General features: G+C 65.7%; 17 protein-coding genes, 1 tRNA gene and 1 pseudogene. 9 read left to right on the top strand and 10 right to left on the bottom strand.

Translation table 11 applies throughout. From position 1 onward, the window contains the following. Window positions 1-291 precede the first annotated feature (291 nt). From OHB26_RS21315 to OHB26_RS21295, 5 genes are all read right to left on the bottom strand, one after another. Window positions 292-624, bottom strand: coding sequence for a DUF6247 family protein (locus OHB26_RS21315; RefSeq protein WP_330179032.1), 333 nt, complete (start codon window positions 622-624; stop codon window positions 292-294). A gap of 185 nt (window positions 625-809) precedes the next feature. Beyond that, window positions 810-881, bottom strand: a tRNA-Val gene (locus tag OHB26_RS21310). 63 nt (window positions 882-944) lie between these two features. Beyond that, window positions 945-1409 (bottom strand): peroxiredoxin, encoded by a 465-nt coding sequence (locus OHB26_RS21305; RefSeq protein ID WP_330179031.1) that lies wholly within the window; start codon window positions 1407-1409, stop codon window positions 945-947. Window positions 1410-1498: 89 nt separating this feature from the next. Continuing rightward, window positions 1499-1921, bottom strand: a complete 423-nt coding sequence (locus OHB26_RS21300) for a DUF3052 domain-containing protein (protein ID WP_330179030.1) — start codon at window positions 1919-1921, stop codon at window positions 1499-1501. 171 nt (window positions 1922-2092) lie between these two features. Next, on the bottom strand, window positions 2093-2650 hold the full coding sequence (locus tag OHB26_RS21295; RefSeq protein ID WP_330179029.1) for a hypothetical protein: 558 nt from the start codon (window positions 2648-2650) through the stop codon (window positions 2093-2095). 211 nt (window positions 2651-2861) lie between these two features. On the opposite strand from OHB26_RS21295, the gene aceE reads away from it, so the two are divergent. From aceE to OHB26_RS21260, 7 genes and pseudogenes are all read left to right on the top strand, one after another. Further along, window positions 2862-5735 carry a pyruvate dehydrogenase (acetyl-transferring), homodimeric type gene (aceE, locus tag OHB26_RS21290; protein WP_330185732.1) on the top strand — a complete coding sequence of 958 codons (2874 nt, stop codon included), beginning with the start codon at window positions 2862-2864 and terminating at the stop codon, window positions 5733-5735. 45 nt (window positions 5736-5780) lie between these two features. Further along, window positions 5781-7067, top strand: a complete 1287-nt coding sequence (locus OHB26_RS21285) for a PucR family transcriptional regulator (protein WP_330185731.1) — start codon at window positions 5781-5783, stop codon at window positions 7065-7067. Window positions 7068-7207: 140 nt separating this feature from the next. Beyond that, the gene (locus OHB26_RS21280; RefSeq protein WP_330179028.1) at window positions 7208-8122 is read left to right on the top strand and encodes an ACP S-malonyltransferase; all 915 of its coding nucleotides are present in this window, start codon (window positions 7208-7210) and stop codon (window positions 8120-8122) included. Window positions 8123-8226: 104 nt separating this feature from the next. Further along, window positions 8227-8526: a meromycolate extension acyl carrier protein AcpM gene (acpM, locus tag OHB26_RS21275; RefSeq protein ID WP_330179027.1), complete on the top strand. Its 300-nt coding sequence runs from the start codon at window positions 8227-8229 to the stop codon at window positions 8524-8526. A 10-nt stretch (window positions 8527-8536) separates the two neighbouring features. Further along, window positions 8537-9787 carry a KasA/KasB family beta-ketoacyl-ACP synthase gene (locus OHB26_RS21270; RefSeq protein ID WP_330179026.1) on the top strand — a complete coding sequence of 417 codons (1251 nt, stop codon included), beginning with the start codon at window positions 8537-8539 and terminating at the stop codon, window positions 9785-9787. 169 nt (window positions 9788-9956) lie between these two features. After that, on the top strand, window positions 9957-11387 hold the full coding sequence (locus tag OHB26_RS21265) for an acyl-CoA carboxylase subunit beta (protein ID WP_330179025.1): 1431 nt from the start codon (window positions 9957-9959) through the stop codon (window positions 11385-11387). A gap of 177 nt (window positions 11388-11564) precedes the next feature. Beyond that, window positions 11565-11875: pseudogene (locus tag OHB26_RS21260) on the top strand (cation:dicarboxylate symporter family transporter); the annotation flags it as partial. 58 nt (window positions 11876-11933) lie between these two features. Here the strand turns inward: OHB26_RS21260 and OHB26_RS21255 are convergent. The 5 genes from OHB26_RS21255 to OHB26_RS21235 form a co-directional block, all read right to left on the bottom strand. Next, window positions 11934-13325, bottom strand: coding sequence for an FAD-binding oxidoreductase (locus OHB26_RS21255; protein ID WP_330179024.1), 1392 nt, complete (start codon window positions 13323-13325; stop codon window positions 11934-11936). Between the two features lie 226 nt (window positions 13326-13551). After that, entirely contained in the window at window positions 13552-13968 is a 417-nt protein-coding gene (locus OHB26_RS21250; RefSeq protein ID WP_330179023.1) for a hypothetical protein, read from the bottom strand. A gap of 75 nt (window positions 13969-14043) precedes the next feature. Beyond that, window positions 14044-14577 (bottom strand): DUF3145 domain-containing protein, encoded by a 534-nt coding sequence (locus OHB26_RS21245; RefSeq protein WP_330179022.1) that lies wholly within the window; start codon window positions 14575-14577, stop codon window positions 14044-14046. Window positions 14578-14696: 119 nt separating this feature from the next. Further along, entirely contained in the window at window positions 14697-15509 is an 813-nt protein-coding gene (locus OHB26_RS21240) for a serine hydrolase domain-containing protein (protein ID WP_330179021.1), read from the bottom strand. Between the two features lie 10 nt (window positions 15510-15519). Continuing rightward, window positions 15520-16950, bottom strand: coding sequence for an amino acid permease (locus tag OHB26_RS21235; protein WP_442942694.1), 1431 nt, complete (start codon window positions 16948-16950; stop codon window positions 15520-15522). Window positions 16951-17053: 103 nt separating this feature from the next. Here OHB26_RS21235 and OHB26_RS21230 point away from each other — a divergent pair, with 103 nt between their 5' ends. After that, window positions 17054-17674, top strand: coding sequence for an alpha/beta fold hydrolase (locus tag OHB26_RS21230; RefSeq protein ID WP_330179020.1), 621 nt, complete (start codon window positions 17054-17056; stop codon window positions 17672-17674). After that, the gene (locus tag OHB26_RS21225) at window positions 17661-17861 is read left to right on the top strand and encodes a hypothetical protein (RefSeq protein WP_330179019.1); all 201 of its coding nucleotides are present in this window, start codon (window positions 17661-17663) and stop codon (window positions 17859-17861) included. The genes OHB26_RS21230 and OHB26_RS21225 overlap by 14 nt, the downstream gene beginning before the upstream one ends. The last annotated feature ends 14 nt before the right edge of the window (window positions 17862-17875 follow it).

Here is a 17875-nt window from a genome sequence, read left to right as displayed (position 1 = left end):
GGGTTGTGGCGTGGCAATGCAGGTGCAAACTGCGGTATCAACCGAGCCACTGCACCATCAGCAGATGCACCTCGCGTTGCGCTTCGAGCACAAGGTAGATGATCTGCCCAGCTTTTCCGGGGCCAAATGCCCAACGGCGCACGGCCCCATCAGGATTGGCATCATTCTGCGGAGAGCCCGACCTCGAGGACACTGAGCACCTGGGCGTAGTCCAGCAACACATCGACCGGAAGGGCAGCGACCTGCTCAGCTGTTTCCGGGTCCGGAACGATTCGGTACAAGCGGCAGGCTTCAGCCGGTTTGCAGACGCCGCTGAATCTGGGTGCGCATGTCCTCGATCGAAACAGCAGTGGTCCGACCACCTGCCGCTTCGATCTGCGCCGCCTTCTCCAACAGTCGCAGATACGAGCCGGGATGGCGCGACTCCATCACGGCGGTGTGCTGCCACTTGTTCAGCAGGTCGTAAATCTCCTCGAGCGAATGTGACTGCTTCGCACGATCCAGCACCCGAGCCCATTCCGCATCGAACTCGTCCCGCAATGCCACGGGTAGGACGGCCCGTAGCGCTTCGGGATCCGCGGCAGGAATCTGCGGAGGATGTGGGAGCGGCACGGGAGTAGCCATACCTCACGATAACCGGTGGTACCGACCAACTCGCTGAAGATGCATCGCGCAGGCCGATTCATCCGCGCCTGAGCGCGGCCTCGGCTGGTAACGAGCGAACGTCCACTGCCCCATGAATGCCCCCGTAATGGGAAGCGGGGCAAGAAGAAACCGGCAGATACCTTGCGGTACCTGCCGGTTGAGGGTGGGCGCACGCGGTTTCGAACCGCGGACCGCTGGTGTGTAAAACCAGTGCTCTACCACTGAGCTATACGCCCGAGTCGCCCCGGCGAGGCCGGGTCGGATGTCGTTCCCGGATCCGAGGATTCGGGGGCAACGGGTTATGAATCTAGCGCGGCGAGCGCTTTCTCCCAAGCCTGCTGGTCACGGGCCTCTCCGGGGCCGTTCATTTCGGCGAAACGGATGATTCCGTCTTTGTCTACGACGAAGGTGCCGCGGTTGGGGTAGCCGGATTTCTCGTTGAAGACGCCGTACAGCGACGCCACTTCACCGTGCGGCCAGAAGTCGGAGAGCAGGGGGAAGGTGTAGCCCTGTTCGGCTGCCCAGATTTTGTGGGTGGGCGGGGGGCCGACCGAGATGGCCAGGATTTCGGCGTTGTCGTTCTGGAACTTGGGGAGCTCGTCGCGGACCTTGCAGAGCTCGCCCTGACAGATACCGGTGAAGGCGAGGGGGTAGAAGACCACCAGGACGTTCTTCTCACCGAGATAGTCGGAGAGGGAAACCTCTTGGTTGTTCTGGTCTTTCAGGGTGAAGTTCGGTGCGACCGTGCCGACCTCTAGTGGCATGCGAAACCTCCATCGTGTCCGGGCATTCGAGGACGGCGTACCACGTCACGTGATACGCCGTCCTTCGAAAACCTTAGCGAAGACGCTGGTCAGCGCTGCTTCGAGGGCGTCTTGGGCTGCACCAGGCGGCTGCCGGACCAGTCACCGAGGCTGATCGACGAGGTCTGGGTGAGGCCCGCGGGCGATGCTGATTCGGCGATTTCCGCCGGATCGACATGTCCACTGTGCCCGGTCTTGGGTGTCAAGACCCAGACGATGCCATCATCGGCCAAAGGTGTGATGACGTTGAGGAGTTCGTCGACCAGGTCGCCGTCACCCTCCCGCCACCACAAGAGCACGACGTCGACGACCTCATCGGTGTCTTCGTCGAGCATTTCCGACCCGATGGCCTCTTCAACGGCGGCCCGCAGGCCGTCGTCGGTATCGTCGTCCCAGCCCAGTTCCTGAATCACCATTCCGTGAGTAATGCCAAGCTTCTGAGCGTAGTTCTGCGCGTCCGCCGCGGCGACCACGGTGGCGTCCTCCTCAACTCCAGACAATAGGTAGATGCAAGCGAACATGGTTATGGGCCTGAGCGCAAGCTGATCGGCCGAATTCGCACCCTAAATGTCGTATGTGAGACCACGCGCCCACCCCGGCCGACACCGGCGATACCCGCGAATCGCCGCGCGGACCGGACCGAATCACCGCGTGGGACAAGCGTTCCGGACCGCGTTCAAAGCATCGTTGACCTTGTGACTTGCGTCATTCAACGGCCCCACCGACGAGTTGTTCCCCATTTTGCGGACCTCCGCGGCGAGCCCGCGCGCCGCAGCGATGTAGTCGGTGAACTTCTGCGCGAGATCCGCGGGCAGATCCGAACCGGACGCGTTCACCCGAGTCTCGACCGTATGTGCCGCATCGTCCAAAGCGTTCGCCGCACCGTCCCGCTTGTCCGCCTGGTCGGCGGTCTGCCCGTCATGCGCGTCCACGAAATCGTTGTAGCGATCCACAGCGGTGCCCGTCGTCGAGCGGAACGGATCGCAATTGTCGGTGATCGCCTTGGCTTGCGCCGCGGCCGCTTTGGAGGCCGCGGCCGCCGATGAAGAGGTCGCCGCCTCGGCCTTGTACGAGGTCGCCTCCGCCTGGTTCACCGTCGGAGTACCGTCGACGGTATTGGCGCAACCTGCGATAACGAGCCCAAGACCCACCGCCACGGTCGCGCTCGCCAATCCGAACCCACGCGGGTTCAGCAGCTTCATCGTCTCCCCGTTCCTGCCTCAGCCGGTTCCCTGGAGAACCGTACTGGATTCGCTGCTGACATGATGACCTGGGACGCACCATGCACAAGGATGTGAGGTGCGCCCCAAACCAATCGTTACGGGTATGCCGACAACCGGCGGCTACCCGGGTGAATGACGCCTATCAGATGTCCCACCCTGTGTACGAGGAGCAATCGTCTTGACCGACCTGATGCACCCCAATCCTTCGTCGAGTCCCACAAATGGCACGGCACGTAATCGCCCGGCGGGGGGCCGGGTCCGAGTGATCCGCGAGGGGGTGGCGTCATACCTTCCGGACATTGATCCGGAGGAGACCAGCGAATGGCTGGACAGCTTCGACGAAATGCTCGAGCGGGAGGGACCGGGCCGCGCCCGCTACCTCATGCTGCGAATGCTGGAGCGCGCCGGCGAACGCCATGTCGCGATCCCCGCGCTGACTTCGACGGACTACGTCAACACCATCCCCACCGAGAACGAGCCCTGGTTCCCCGGCGACGAGGAGACCGAGCGCCGCTTCCGCGCCTACATCCGCTGGAACGCCGCGGTCATGGTGCACCGCGCCCAGCGCCCCGGAATCGGTGTGGGCGGCCATATTTCGACCTACGCGTCGTCCTCGGCCCTCTACGAGGTGGGTTTCAACCACTTCTTCCGCGGTAAGGATCATCCGGGCGGCGGCGATCAGGTCTACATTCAGGGCCACGCCTCCCCCGGTATCTACGCGCGCGCGTACCTCGAGGGCCGCCTCACCGAAGACCAGATGGACGGTTTCCGCCAGGAGTACTCCCACGGCGGACCCGGAGCCGGTCTCTCGTCCTACCCGCATCCGCGGCTCATGCCGGACTTCTGGGAATTCCCCACGGTCTCCATGGGTTTGGGCCCGATGAACGCCATCTACCAGGCGCGTTTCAATCACTACCTGCACGATCGCGGTATCAAGGACACCTCCGATCAGCACGTGTGGGCCTTCCTCGGCGACGGCGAGATGGACGAGCCGGAGTCGCGCGGCCTCATCCAGGTCGCCGCGAACGAGGGCCTGGACAATCTGACCTTCGTCATCAACGCCAACCTGCAGCGCCTGGACGGCCCGGTTCGCGGTAACGGCAAGATCATTCAGGAGCTGGAGTCGTTCTTCCGCGGCGCCGGCTGGAATGTCATCAAGGTGGTCTGGGGCCGCGAGTGGGACTCGCTACTCCAAGCCGACCGCGACGGCGCGCTGGTCAACCTGATGAACACCACCCCGGACGGCGACTACCAGACGTACAAGGCCAATGACGGCGCGTACGTGCGCGAACACTTCTTCGGTCGCGACCCGCGCACCAAGGAGCTCGTGAAGGGCCTGTCCGACAGTCAGGTCTGGAACCTCAAGCGCGGCGGCCACGACTACCGCAAGATCTACGCGGCGTACGCGGCGGCCATGGCGCACAAGGGACAGCCGACGGTCATCATCGCCAAGACCATCAAGGGTTACGGCCTGGGCAAGCACTTCGAGGCGCGCAACGCCACGCACCAGATGAAGAAGATGACCCTGGACGACCTCAAGTCGTTCCGCGATGTGCAGCGCATTCCGATCACCGATGAGCAGCTCGAGGCCAATCCGTATCTGCCGCCGTACTACCACCCCGGCATGGACGCGCCGGAGATCCAGTACATGATGGGCCGCCGCAAGCAGCTGGGCGGTTTCGTCCCCGAGAGGCGTACGGCAGCAAAGCCTCTGCAACTTCCGGGCGATGAGGCCTACCGTTCGATCCGCAAGGGCTCGGGCAAGCAGAGCATCGCGACCACCATGGCGTTCGTTCGCCTCATGAAGGACCTGTTGCGGGACAAGGAAATCGGCAAGCGCATTGTGCCGATCATCCCGGACGAGGCCCGTACCTTCGGTATGGACTCCTGGTTCCCTTCGTTGAAGATCTACAACCGCAACGGCCAGTTGTACACATCGGTCGACGCCGAGTTGATGCTTGCCTACAAAGAGTCGAGCATCGGGCAGATCCTGCACGAGGGCATCAACGAGGCCGGATCGACCGCGTCGTTCACCGCCGTCGGCACCTCGTACAGCACGCACGGCGAGCCGATGATCCCGCTCTACATCTTCTATTCGATGTTCGGTTTCCAGCGCACCGGTGACGGTCTCTGGGCCGCCGCGGATCAGATGGCACGCGGATTCGTCCTCGGAGCAACCGCCGGGCGAACCACGCTGACCGGAGAGGGACTGCAGCACAACGACGGTCACTCACTGTTGCTGGCCTCGACCAATCCGGCGTGTGTCCCGTACGACCCGGCCTTCGCCTTCGAAATCGCCCATATCGTGCGAGATGGCCTGCGCCGCATGTACGGCGGCGGCGTCGGCAGCACCGGCTACCAGGAAGCCCTGCCCGGCACCGATCCCGAGGCCCACTCGGAGCATCACGACTTCGGTGGCGAGGACATCTTCTACTACATCACCCTCTACAACGAGCCGCAGTCACAGCCGGCCGAGCCGGAGAACCTCGATGTGGAGGGCCTGCTCAAGGGCATCTACCTCTACAAGCGCGGTGGCGAGGGCGCGGTGCGCGCACAGATCCTGGTCGCGGGCGTCACCATGCCCGACGGCCTGCGCGCGCAGGAGATGCTCGCGGAAGAGTGGGGTGTGCAGGCGGACGTCTGGTCGGTGACCTCGTGGGGCGAGCTCCGAAAGGAAGCTCTCGCCAAGGAGATTCAGAAGCTGCGCCATCCGGACACCGATCCCGGCCAGCCGTACGTCACCCAGGCGCTGTCCCAGGCCGAGGGCCCGTTCGTGGCCGCCTCGGACTGGATGCGCGCGGTACCGGATCAGATCCGCCAGTGGGTGCCCGGAAAGTTCATCTCGCTCGGCACGGACGGTTTCGGCTTCTCCGATACCCGTCCCGCCGCGCGCCGCGTCTTCAACGTCGATGCGGCATCGATCGTGGTAGCGGCCCTTTCCGGGCTTGCCGAGGCGGGCAGGATCGACCGTTCCAAGCTGGTCGAGGCCGCCGCCAAGTACCGCATCGACGATGTGAACGCCGCGCCGAAGGCGGCACCCGGTAGTGAAGGTGGCGACGCATAACGCACGATTAACCCCGTGGAACGCAAACCGCCGAGACCGCGCCGGATCAACGAAGGCTCCTCAGAACATGAGGTCTACCTTCCGACCGGCGCACTCTCGCCGAACCGGCAGACCCGAGATCCACTCCCCGACACGCTGCTCAAGCGCGTCAAACAGTTCTCGGGGCGGCTATCCACCGAGGCGGTGTCCTCGATGCAGGAGCGGTTGCCGTTCTTCGCCAATCTGGATGCGGCGCAACGTGCCGGGGTCCAGATGCTGGTGCAGACGGCGGTGGTCAACTTCCTGGAGTGGTTGCAGGACCCGGAGAGCGATATCAGGTTCAGCCTGGACGCTTTCCAGGTCATCCCGGACGATCTGGCGCGGCGGCTGACGCTGCGCCAGACCGTCGATATGGTCCGGGTGGCCATGGAGTTCTTCGAACAGTGGCTGCCCGCGCTGGCTCGCAATGACCGGCAGTTGGTGGCGTTGACCGAGGCGGTACTGCGATACGGGCGTGAGCTCGGCTTCGCGGCCGCCTCGGTGTACGCCAGCGCCGCGGAATCACGTGGCGCCTGGGATACCCGCCTGGAAGCGCTGGTCGTGGACGCGGTGGTGCGCGGCGATACCGGCCCCGAGATGCTGTCCCGCGCCGCGACGCTCAACTGGGATGCCACCGCACCGGCGACGGTGCTGGTCGGCACGCCGCCCAAAGATCAAGTGGCCGTGGTCGGTTCCGTACATTCGGTGGCCGCCCGGCACGGCCGCAATGCCCTGGCCGTGGTGCAGGGTTCACGCCTGGTGATGGTGGTCAGCGGCCAACTCGGCGACACCATGTACCCCTCGCCATTCCTCGCCGACCTGCTCAGCGAGGCTTTCTCCGACGGCCCGGTGGTGATCGGCCCGACCACCCGCACACTCTCGGCCGCGCATATAAGTTCGGTCGAGGCGATGGCGGGAATGGAGGCCGTGGTCGGCTGGCGCAGCGCGCCACGCCCGGTGCACGCGACCGAATTGCTGCCCGAACGTGCGCTTCTCGGCGACCGTGCCGCCGTAACCGCCCTCAACGAGCTGCTTGTGTTACCGTTGGCCGCCGCTGCGGGCGAGCTGTCCAATACCTTGGACGCCTACCTGGACTGTGGCGGAGCCGTCGAGACCTGCGCTCGCCAACTGTTCGTTCATCCAAATACCGTGCGCTATCGGTTGAAGCGAATCGCCGATATCACGGGTCGGGATCCGATGAACCCGCGCGATGCCTACGTGTTACGAATCGCGTCCACGATAGGTCGGCTGACGCGAACCCGTAACGAATCGCCCACTTCCGCCTCAGATGTAACCCCCGTCACAGATGCGTAAGTCGGCATGTAACGCGATTGGCGAATCGGACGATCCGAACAACCCACGTGCCCTTTTGTAGACACCTCACAAAAGACCCCCCAAACCTTCATTCGCGCCGACATCTCGTGCGAGCGCCACCACGGTGTTCTCTTAGAGGCGTGATCGCAGTGTTCGCCCCAGGACAGGGCTCTCAGACACCCGGCATGCTCACCCCTTGGCTCGAACTGCCCGGCGCGGCTGATCGAATCGCGTTGTGGTCGAAGGCCTCGGGACTGGACCTGCTGCGGTTGGGTACCACCGCGACCGCGGAGGAGATCACCGATACCGCGGTGACTCAGCCTCTGGTCGTCGCGGCAGCACTTCTGGCATTCGCGGAAATCCCCACGGATTCACTGACCGCGGATACCATCGTCGCCGGACATTCGGTCGGCGAGCTCGCCGCCGCTGCCATCGCCGGAGTCATCTCCCCCGATGACGCGGTGGCACTGGCCGCTCTCCGCGGTGCGGAGATGGCCAAGGCGTGCGCGCTCGAGCCGACCGGTATGTCCGCGGTGCTCGGCGGTGACGAAACCGTCGTGCTCGCTCGGCTCGACGAACTCGGCCTGATCCCGGCCAACCGCAACGCGGTGGGTCAGATCGTGGCGGCCGGTAAGCTGGACGCGCTCGCGGAACTCGCGAGCAACCCGCCCGAAAAGGCGCGCGTTCGAGCTCTTCCGGTCGCGGGCGCTTTCCACACCGCGTTCATGGCACCCGCCCAGGACGCCGTGGCAGCTGCCATCGCCAAGATCGTTCCGGGCGAGCCGATCCGGACCCTGCTGTCGAACTTCGACGGTAAGCCGGTCGCCTCCGGCCAGGATGCGGTCGACAAGCTCGCTGCCCAGGTCACCCGCCCGGTGCGCTGGGACCTGTGCACCGAAACCGTTCGCGCGGCGGGTGTTTCCGCGGTGGCAGAGCTGCCACCGGCCGGAACCCTGGTCGGCATCGCCAAGCGGGAGCTCAAGGGCACCCCGAATCTGGCGCTGAAGACCCCCGCGGACCTCCCCGCGCTGGCCGAACTTTTGATCACGGGCTAGCTTGACTCGCGGTCCCGCACCGTCAACGGCGACGGAGCAATCGGATCGCAAGCACGAAGAACACCATCCGACCCCAACTACCGAATATGAAGGGAGCCACCACAGTGGCCGCTCTGACCCAGGAACAGATCGTCGAAGAGCTCGGCAAGATCATCGAAGAGGTGACCGGTATCGAGCCCTCCGAGGTGACCATCGAGAAGTCCTTCGTCGACGACCTGGACATCGACTCGCTGTCGATGGTCGAGATCGCCGTTCAGACCGAGGACAAGTACGGCGTCAAGATCCCGGATGAGGACCTTGCCAGCCTGAAGACCGTCGGCGACGCCGTCTCCTACATCCAGAAGCTCGAGGCCGAGAACGCCGACGCCGCTGCGGAGCTCAAGTCCAAGTTCGGAAGCGAGTAGGACCGCAACCGTGACCACTCCTTCCACCTTGAACGGGAACTTCCCCAACGTCGTCGTGACCAGCATGGCGGCGACCACGTCGATCGCTGGTGACGTCGATGCGACGTGGAAGGGACTCCTCAACGGCGAGAGCGGCATTGACGTTCTCGAGGATGACTTCATCGAGGAGTACGACCTTCCGGTCCGTATCGGCGGTCATCTGAAGGTGTCCCCGGATACTCTGCTGAGCCGTGTCGAGATCCGCCGTATGGCGTATGTCGAGCGACTGGCGACCGTCCTCGGTCGCGAGGTCTGGAAGAACGCCGGCACCCCCGAGGTCGATCCGCTGCGTCTCGGCGTGGCCATCGGCACCGGCCTCGGTGGCGGCGATGCCCTCATCGATTCGGTGGACAAGCTGAAGAACGGTGGCTATCGCAAGATTTCGCCGCTGGCTGTTCAGATGGTCATGCCGAACGGTCCCTCCGCCGTTGTCGGTCTCGAGCTCAAGGCCCGGGCAGGAGTGATCACTCCGGTCTCGGCGTGCTCGTCGGGTTCGGAGGCCATCGCCAACGCGTGGCGGATGATCGTCATGGGTGACGCCGATATGGTCGTCACCGGTGGCGTCGAAGGTTTCATCGATTCGGTGCCGATCGCGGCCTTCTCGATGATGCGTGCGATGTCCACTCGCAATGACGATCCGAAGGGTGCCTCGCGGCCCTTCGACAAGGATCGCGACGGCTTCGTCTTCGGCGAAGCGGGTGCGCTCATGGTCATCGAGACCGAGGAGCACGCCAAGGCTCGTGGTGCCACCATCCACGCCCGGCTCATGGGCGCGGGTATCACTTCGGACGGCTTCCACCTGGTGGCGCCGGATCCGGAGGGCACGGGTGCCGGTCGGGCCATGCAGCGCGCGATGCAGACGGCGGGCCTGTCCGCGAAGGACATCACCCACGTCAACGCGCACGCGACTGCCACCCCCATCGGTGACACCGCGGAGAAGAACGCGATTCACTACGCAGGCGTTCAGCATGCGTCGGTCTACGCACCCAAGTCCGCCCTGGGCCACTCGATCGGCGCCGTCGGCGCGCTCGAGTCGGTGCTCACGGTTCTCAGCATTCGGGACGGCATCGTCCCCCCGACGCTGAACCTGGAGAACCAGGATCCGGAGATCGATCTGGATGTCGTGCACGGTGAAGCTCGCCGTCAGGACATCGAGTACGCGATCAACAACTCTTTCGGTTTCGGTGGGCACAATGTCGCGCTCGCCTTCGGCCGGTACTGACGCACTGTTGAGCCGTTGATTCGGTTCGGCATCAGCGCCGGTTCGTAAGACAAGTGGTCCCGGCGGGGATTCGGACACGCGATCCCGCATCCGAATCCCCCCGGGACTTCGACATTTTCGCAGCCGCTCTCAGGCGACCGCACTTCCTTAATCAAGAGGAGAGTTTGCGATGACCATCATGGCTCCCGTTCACGCTGACACCGCGACCGATCCCCGTGATCCGCTCGGCCGGTTGCAGCGCTTCTTCGACCCGGGCACCGTTCTTCCGCTGCACCCCCGCGACAAGTCCGGCGTGCTCGCCGCCATCGGCGAGATCGACGGCGTCCGCACCGTGGCCTACTGCTCCGACGCGACCGTCATGGGCGGCGCCATGGGCGTGGAGGGTTGTAAGCATATTGTCGATGCGATCGATACCGCTATCGACTCCAAGATTCCCGTTGTCGGACTCTGGCATTCGGGCGGCGCCCGGCTGGCCGAGGGTGTCGAGGCATTGCACGCGGTCGGACTGGTCTTCGAGGCCATGGTCCGCGCGTCGGGTCTGGTCCCGCAGATCTCCGTGGTGCTCGGTTTCGCCGCCGGTGGTGCGGCGTACGGTCCGGCACTGACCGATATCGTGATCATGGCCCCCGAGGGCCGTGTCTTCGTCACCGGACCGGACGTGGTTCGCAGCGTCACCGGTGAGAACGTGGATATGGCGACTCTGGGCGGGCCGGTCACGCACGGCAAGAAGTCCGGTGTCTGCCATATCGTGGCCAATGACGAGGCCGATGCCATGCAGCGCGGCCGTCGCCTGATCTCCATGTTCGCCGAGCAGGGCGAGTTCGATCTGGTCGCCGCCGCGCACGGCGATGTGGATCTCAAGGCCATGCTGCCCGCCTCGGCCAAGCGCGCCTACGACGTGAAGCCGATCGTGCACGAGCTGCTCGACAATGTCGACGGGGAAAGCACTTTCGAGGAGTTGCAGGGCGGGTACGCGCGCTCCATCGTGACGGGTCTGGGCCGGTTAGGTGGGCGCACCGTCGGTGTCCTGGCCAATAACCCGATCCGCATGGGCGGCTGCCTGAACTCCGAAAGTGCCGAGAAGGCAGCGCGTTTCGTGCGCCTGTGCAACTCGTTCGGCATTCCGCTGGTCGTCGTCACCGATGTTCCGGGCTACCTGCCCGGTGTCAGCATGGAGTGGGAGGGTGTGGTGCGCCGCGGCGCCAAGCTGCTGCACGCCTTCGCCGAGGCCCGCGTTCCGCGCGTCACCCTGGTCACCCGCAAGATCTACGGTGGCGCGTACATCGCCATGAATGCCCGATCCCTCGGCGCCACAGCGGTGTACGCCTGGCCTGAGTCCGAGGTCGCCGTCATGGGCGCCAAGGCCGCGGTCGGCATTCTGCACAAGAAGGCGATTGCCGCCGCCCCCGAAGAGGAGCGCGAAGCCCTCATCGAGCGCCTCACCGTCGAGCATGAGCAGATCGCGGGCGGTGTCGAGCGCGCCGTGGCGATCGGCGTGGTGGACGAGGTCATCGATCCGGCCAAGACCCGTTCGATCATCGCCGCCGCCCTGGCCGCGGCCCCGGCCCGGCCGAGCCATCTGAAGAACATTCCGCTGTAAGGGATTACAGGGAAAGTCGTTAGTACGCGGCATAGCGAAGCGGGCGGTCTCCGCAGGAGACCGCCCGCTTCCGCGTATCCGGGCGCGGCGTCGGCCGTGGTACGGCGCACAGTCATATATGTTTCGGGAAACCTCGAGGACATCCTCGCGATACAGCGGACCCCTAGTTTGGCCGCATGCCTCATGCTCACCTCCAAGGGGATGGCGGGTGTCCCCGGCTCCTCCTTTCTGGCGCTGTCCGCGACCATCAGCGCCATCGGCCACAATGCGATTCCCGTTGCGGCCGTGGCCATTCTGCTCGGCGCTGACCGAATCATGGATTCGATGCGAGTCACAGTAACCTGCTCGGCAACTGCGTCGCGACCTTGGTGGTAGCCAGATGGGAGGGTCAACTCGACCGCGACCGCCTGAACCGCGTACTGGCCGGTGACCCCGTGGAACCGCTCGAGGATCCGGACCCGATGACGGTGGCGGTGTCGACCACCTGACCGATTCGCGCACCGGGGCGGGTGGTGAGTCGGCCATTCACCACCGCACCGGTCCCGGTTACGCCGGGCGGATATTGGCGTTGTGGTGCAGGACGTTGTCCGGATCCCAGGCAGCTTTGATGGCGGCGAGGCGGGAGTACTTGTCGCCGTAGGTGTCTCGGATGCGCTGCTGGTCGTCGTCGACCAGGAAGTTGATATATCCGGCATCGGAGCGGGCGTGCGGGAGCAGGGCGTCCCAGGTGTCGCGGACCCAGGCGCGTTCGGCATCGAAGTCGGCCGGATCGGGGCACAGGGCGCTGAGGTTGATTGCCCAGCACGCGTTTCGAGATCCGCCGAATGCCGTTGCCTCGTCGGGGGTTTCGGTGTAGCGGCCGCGCAGCGGGAAGATCGGCGCGATGGTGAGCGGGGACAGGCGCTGCGGGAAGCGATGTACCAGTTCGGCTATCACCTCATCGTTGAGATCGTTGATGTAGAGCGACTTTTCGTAGGCGGGTAAGCCGCGCGGGGCGGCATCGTCGAACATCTGCTGGAGTGCGGTGTACGGAATGGGGGTCACCAGCTCCCAGGCGGGGGCGGGGGCGGCCGCGCGCAGGGGTGCGACCATCTCGGCGAGCTCTTCGGGTGTTCCGAAACCGATTACGGCGGTGACGAATCCGGGCTGGCCCTGGTACCGCTCGGGTACGAACGGCAACGGCGGGGCGCTGACGGCGAGGATCGCGCCGCTATAGCCCTCCGGCAGATCGCGCAGGCAGGCCGCACCGGCGGCCAGACCGGCCGGGGCGTCCGGCGGGGTCCAGTACAGCATGGTGAGCTGCCCCAGCGGGGGCAGCTCATGCAGGGCGAAGGTGAATTCGGTGACGATACCGAAATTGCCGCCGCCACCGCGCAATGCCCAGTGCAGGTCGGGGTTCTCATCCGCGGAGGCGGTGACGATATGCCCGTCCGCGGTCACGACGTGCGCGGAAAGCACACTGTCGCAAGACAATCCGAAGAGCGAGGTGAGCCAGCCCATGCCGCCGCCGAGCGTGAGCCCGCCGACGCCGGTATCGCTGATGAAACCGCCGGTGACCGCGAGCGCATGCTCGGCGGTGGCGGCATCGACCTGCGCCCAGGTGGCTCCCCCGCCGACCTTGGCGGTCTTGCTCACCGGATCGATGGTGATGCCGTCCAGCGCACCGAGATCGATGAGCATCGCGTCATCGGCGACCGCGTGCCCCGCGTAATTGTGACCACCACCGCGAACGGTGATATCCAGCCCGTGCCTGCGGGCGTGCAATAGCGCCCTGGCCACGCCCGCCGCCGAGGCGGGCTGCACGATCACCGCGGGGCGGCGATCGAAGCAGCCACTCCAAACCTGTCGTGCCACATCGTATTCGGCGTCCTTCGGGGTGATCACCGCGCCGTCGACAATGGCGCGCAATCCCTCGATGTCGATTCCAGCTGTCGTCACTGTGCCGCTCCCTCGCGTGCCGGGTCGTGATGCCGGTGGCGAGGACCGGGGTGTGGCGGAGTCGCACCCCGCGCGGTCGTTCGCCGTTGTTCCGGCATCGACTTGGTGTCGTGCCGCCACTCGGGCGTTACGCGGGATCACGCGGCAAAGTTCATCGCGCACGATGTGGTTTCGCGAAGCGGGTGCCGCGACCGACCTCAACGCGGGCGCGGTGCGTGGAACCGACTCAGGACAGCAGGCGGACCTTGTCGGCGGACTCGTTCTGGCTGGCGCATTCCTGGAACGGGTTCGGGTCGCCTTGGCGCTCACCGCAGACCCAGCGCATATCGGCCACCTCGATGGCGAGATCGCCGTCCGCCTTCTTGGTTCGCTCCTGGGTGTAGGTGGTGGCGACCTGAATCGCGGTCGCGCAGAAGTCGGTTCCCTTGGCCGTGAGGGTGACGACCGCGAGTCCGTTCGGGCCGGTGCCACAGGGGACCGCTTCCTGACCGGGGAGCGCCTGGGAGGCGGCGGCCGGGGTGGCACTCGGACGGGACGCACCGGTGGCGGCGGCCTCGGCTTTGTCGTTGTTACCGCAGCCCGTCACCGCGAGCGCGGCGGCGGCGATGACCGCCATGGCCAGCGGACCTTGGATTCCCCGCACAAAAATCTCCTTTTCGCACAGACCGATTGACTACCGGATCGGGTTTCACCCGGTCGAACGCACCGCGGGAGGGTGTCAGCCGACGTCGCGCCGCAACCAGGTGACCTCCGCACCCTCACCGCCGAGGCGGAAGGGCTCCAGGGCATCGTCCCACGCCGTGCCGAGTGCGCGATCGATCTCGGCGGCAATGTCATTGGCGGAGCCGCGGCCATTCGCGCGCGCCTCGGCGACTATCGAGCGCAGGCGCATCTCGCCGACCATGACATCACCGCTGGCGCTGGTCGCGCCGTGCCAGAGTCCGAGGCCGGGGACGAAGCTGTAGCGTTCGCCGTCGACCCCCTCGCTGGCATCCTCGGTGACTTCGAAGGCCAGTACCGGCCAATCTCGCAATGCTCCAGCTAATCGACCCCCGGTACCGACTGGCCCGTACCAATCGGTGGTCGCCCGCAAATTTCCGGGGGCCGCGGGCTGGGCGGTCCAGCGAAGTTTCGCGGGCGCTTTGAGGGTGGAGGTGAGGGTCCATTCGATATGCGGGCACAGCGCCGCCGGCGACGAATGAATGTATACGACACCAGACGTCGCGTCGGCGAACTGACTCGTTCCGCGCACCACTAACACCTCCGGCTTCGACGGGGACGTCTTCCCCAACGACCCGCTCCAGCCAGCGTTGCCCGAGTTTACTGGAGTGCTCGGAGTTACGTGTGTTACTTGTCAGCCGTGTCGCGTTTCTACGCAAACTCCGCGATCACGGCATCACTGAGGGGCGGCCACGCCGCGCGCGCCCAGTCTCCGAAATTTTCGTCCGCCAAAGCGAGACACGCCATGCCGACTTCCGGATCAACCCAGAGAAAAGTACCCGATTGCCCGAAGTGCCCGTAGGTGCGCGGAGAATTCGCGCCCCCGGTCCAGTGCGGGGCTTTGTGATCACGAATTTCGAAACCCAGACCCCAGTCGTTGGGGCGCTGCGACCCGTAACCGGGAAGTACGCCATTGCGTCCAGGGAACTGCACTGTGCTTGCCTCAGTGAGCAATTCCGCGGTAACGCAGGTGGGGTTCAGCAATTCTTCGGCGAACCGCAGTAGGTCTGCGACCGAGGAGCTCGCCGCATGTCCGGCGGGCCCGGCGAGCACGGACGATCCCATACCGAGAGGCTCGAAAACCGCCTCGTGCAGATAGCGTTCGAACGGAATACCGGTTTGCCCGGCGACGAACTCCGCGAGCACCTCGAATCCGGCGCTGGAGTAGATGCGCCGCGCACCCGGTTCGGCCAGCACCTCGGTGGAGTCGAAGGCCAGGCCGGAGGTGTGCGCGAGCAGATGCCGCACGGTGGCGCCGGGCGGACCGGCGGGTTGATCGAGTTCGATCGCACCCTCCTCTACTGCGACCAGAACCGCGTATGCCACAAGGGGTTTGGTCACCGAGGCGAGCCGGAATACCCGATCGACATCACCCTCGGTATCCACTACGCCCTTACCCCGGACCACGACACCCGCCGCGGTATTGGGAACGGGCCACTCTCGAATCTGCTCCAGCGCTCGCACAGTCACGAGCCTACGAGTCGATGGTGACCGCGGCCGGCCGGGGCCGATTCAGCGCCGAGCGGCGGCGACCGTAGGCGAAGTACACGAGCAGACCGACCGCGGACCAGAGCGTGAAGGCCAGCCAGGTCACCCCGGGTAGGTGCCAGAGCAGCCAGACGCACATGCCCACACCGAGCACCGGAACGAGTGGGACAAGCGTCCGGAAGGTGCGTGGCAGATCGGGCTTGGTGCGGCGCAGCACCAGTACGCCGATATTCACCAGGCCGAAGGAGACCAGGGTGCCGATATTGGTGGCATTGACCAACTCGCCCAGGGGAATCAGCGCCGACAGCACCGCGACGACGCCGCCCACGATCAAGGTATTGGTGGTCGGCACCCGTTTGGGGCCGACCTTGGACAGCACCTTGGGCATGAGCCCGTCGCGCGACATGGCGACCAGGATTCGGGTCTGCCCGTACAGCACGGTCAGCACCACCGAGGCGATCGCGATCACCGCACCGGCGGCGAGAATCGTTGCGGGCCAGCTCTTTCCGGTGACCTGATCCAGTACGGTCGCCAGTGACGCACCGGAGGAGCTGACATCGTCGACGCCGACCGCGGCGACCGCGGTCAATGCGACGAGCACGTACATGAGCGTCACGATCCCGAGCGAGATGATGATGGCGCGGGGCAGATCCCGCTGCGGATTCTTCGCCTCCTCACCCGCGGTGGAGGCGGCATCGAAGCCGATGAACGAGAAGAACACCATCGAGGCCGCCGATCCGATTCCGGCCACACCCTCCGGCGCGAAGGGGCGCAGGTTGCCGGATTTGAACGCCGTCACCGCGACCGCCACGAAGAAGATCAGCACCGCGATCTTGATCAGCGTGGTGGCGGTGGTGACTCGGGCGCTCTCCCGAATGCCACCCAGCAGCACCAGCGTCGCGATCAGAACGACCACGGCGGCAGGAAGATTGATGATTCCCCCGTCGCTGGGCGCGGATGACAGGGCATCCGGAATCCGCCACCCGATGGTCGAGTCGAAGAATTCGTTCAGGTAGGCACCCCAGCCGACCGCGACGGCAGCCACCGAAACCCCGTACTCGAGCAGCAGGCACCACCCGCACACCCAGGCGATGATCTCGCCGAGTGTCGCATAGGTATAGGAGTACGCCGATCCGGAGACCGGCACGGCGCCCGCGAGCTCGGCGTAGGAGAGCGCGGAGAACAGCGCCGCGAGAGCCGCGATCGCGAATGAGATGACCACGGCGGGCCCGGCCAGCGGTGCGGCCTCGCCCAGCACTACGAAGATGCCGGTTCCCAGGGTGGCGCCGACCGACAGCGAGATCAGCGGAACGAGGCCCATACTCCGCCGCAACGCCGTGTGCTCGCCGTCGGAGGTGAGCTGTTCCACGGGCTTGGTTCGCAGCAACGATGCGGTAATCGACGGTAGTCCAGGCACGTGCTGCAACGCTACCGGCTCACGGTCCGGTTTCCCGCACCACACCCCGGCATGCAGGCTGCCGCTGCCTTGGTCAGCAATCGCTCCGCGACGCTTCACTCGCGTGGGCTCCGGCCCCGCCGCACTGCTCGCGCACGGTGCGGGTGGTGGCATCGCGGCCAACTTCGGCGGATTGATTCCGTTGCTCGCCGAGTGGCACACCGTGATCGGGCCGGACTTTCCCGGCGATGACACGCCCCTGGAACTCGATGCGCTCGCCGATGCGCTGGTGGCGGAGGCGGATGCGGTTGGGGCGGAACAGTTCACGATCGTCGGGTATTCGCTCGGCACCGCGGTGGCGGTGCGCGCGGCGGCCCGGCATCCCGAGCGGGTGCGCCGGCTGGCTCTCACCGCCGGGTTCGATCGGCCCGACAATCGCACGCGACTGAATACCGATCTGTGGCAGTACGCGCTGGCCGCGGGCGACCGGGCACTGTTCGCGCGCATCGTGCTGCTGGCGGGCTTCAGTGCCGATTTCGTGAATGCCCGCTCTCCGGAACAGCTTTCGGAGGCATTGGCGCAGACCGCGGCGATTATCCCCGGCGGTACGGCAGCCCGGGCCGCGCTGATCGGCACCATCGACATCACCGCGGATCTGCCGCGGATCGCCGTTCCCACGCTCGTCATCGGCCTGACCGGCGGCCGAGGGTGTGGGCCGCGGCGTCGATGGGGTGGAGGTTCTTGACGTCGAGGGCGTAGCCGAGGTGACCTGCTCGCCGATCCGGCGGGGGGCGCGCCGACAGGCCGCGGCCATCGCGGGTGCGGAGTACCTCGAGTTCGAGAGCGGGCATGTCGTGATGCTCGAGGATCCCGCGCCCCGGTATGCGGCCATCCTCGATTTCCTCGGCAAGCACCCGATCGCGCGGGCATAACCGGCTCGATACGA

Origin of the sequence: Nocardia sp. NBC_01503, from assembly GCF_036327755.1 — a bacterium.
Classification (GTDB): Bacteria; Actinomycetota; Actinomycetes; order Mycobacteriales; family Mycobacteriaceae; genus Nocardia.
This window is presented reverse-complemented; position numbering and strand designations above follow the sequence as displayed.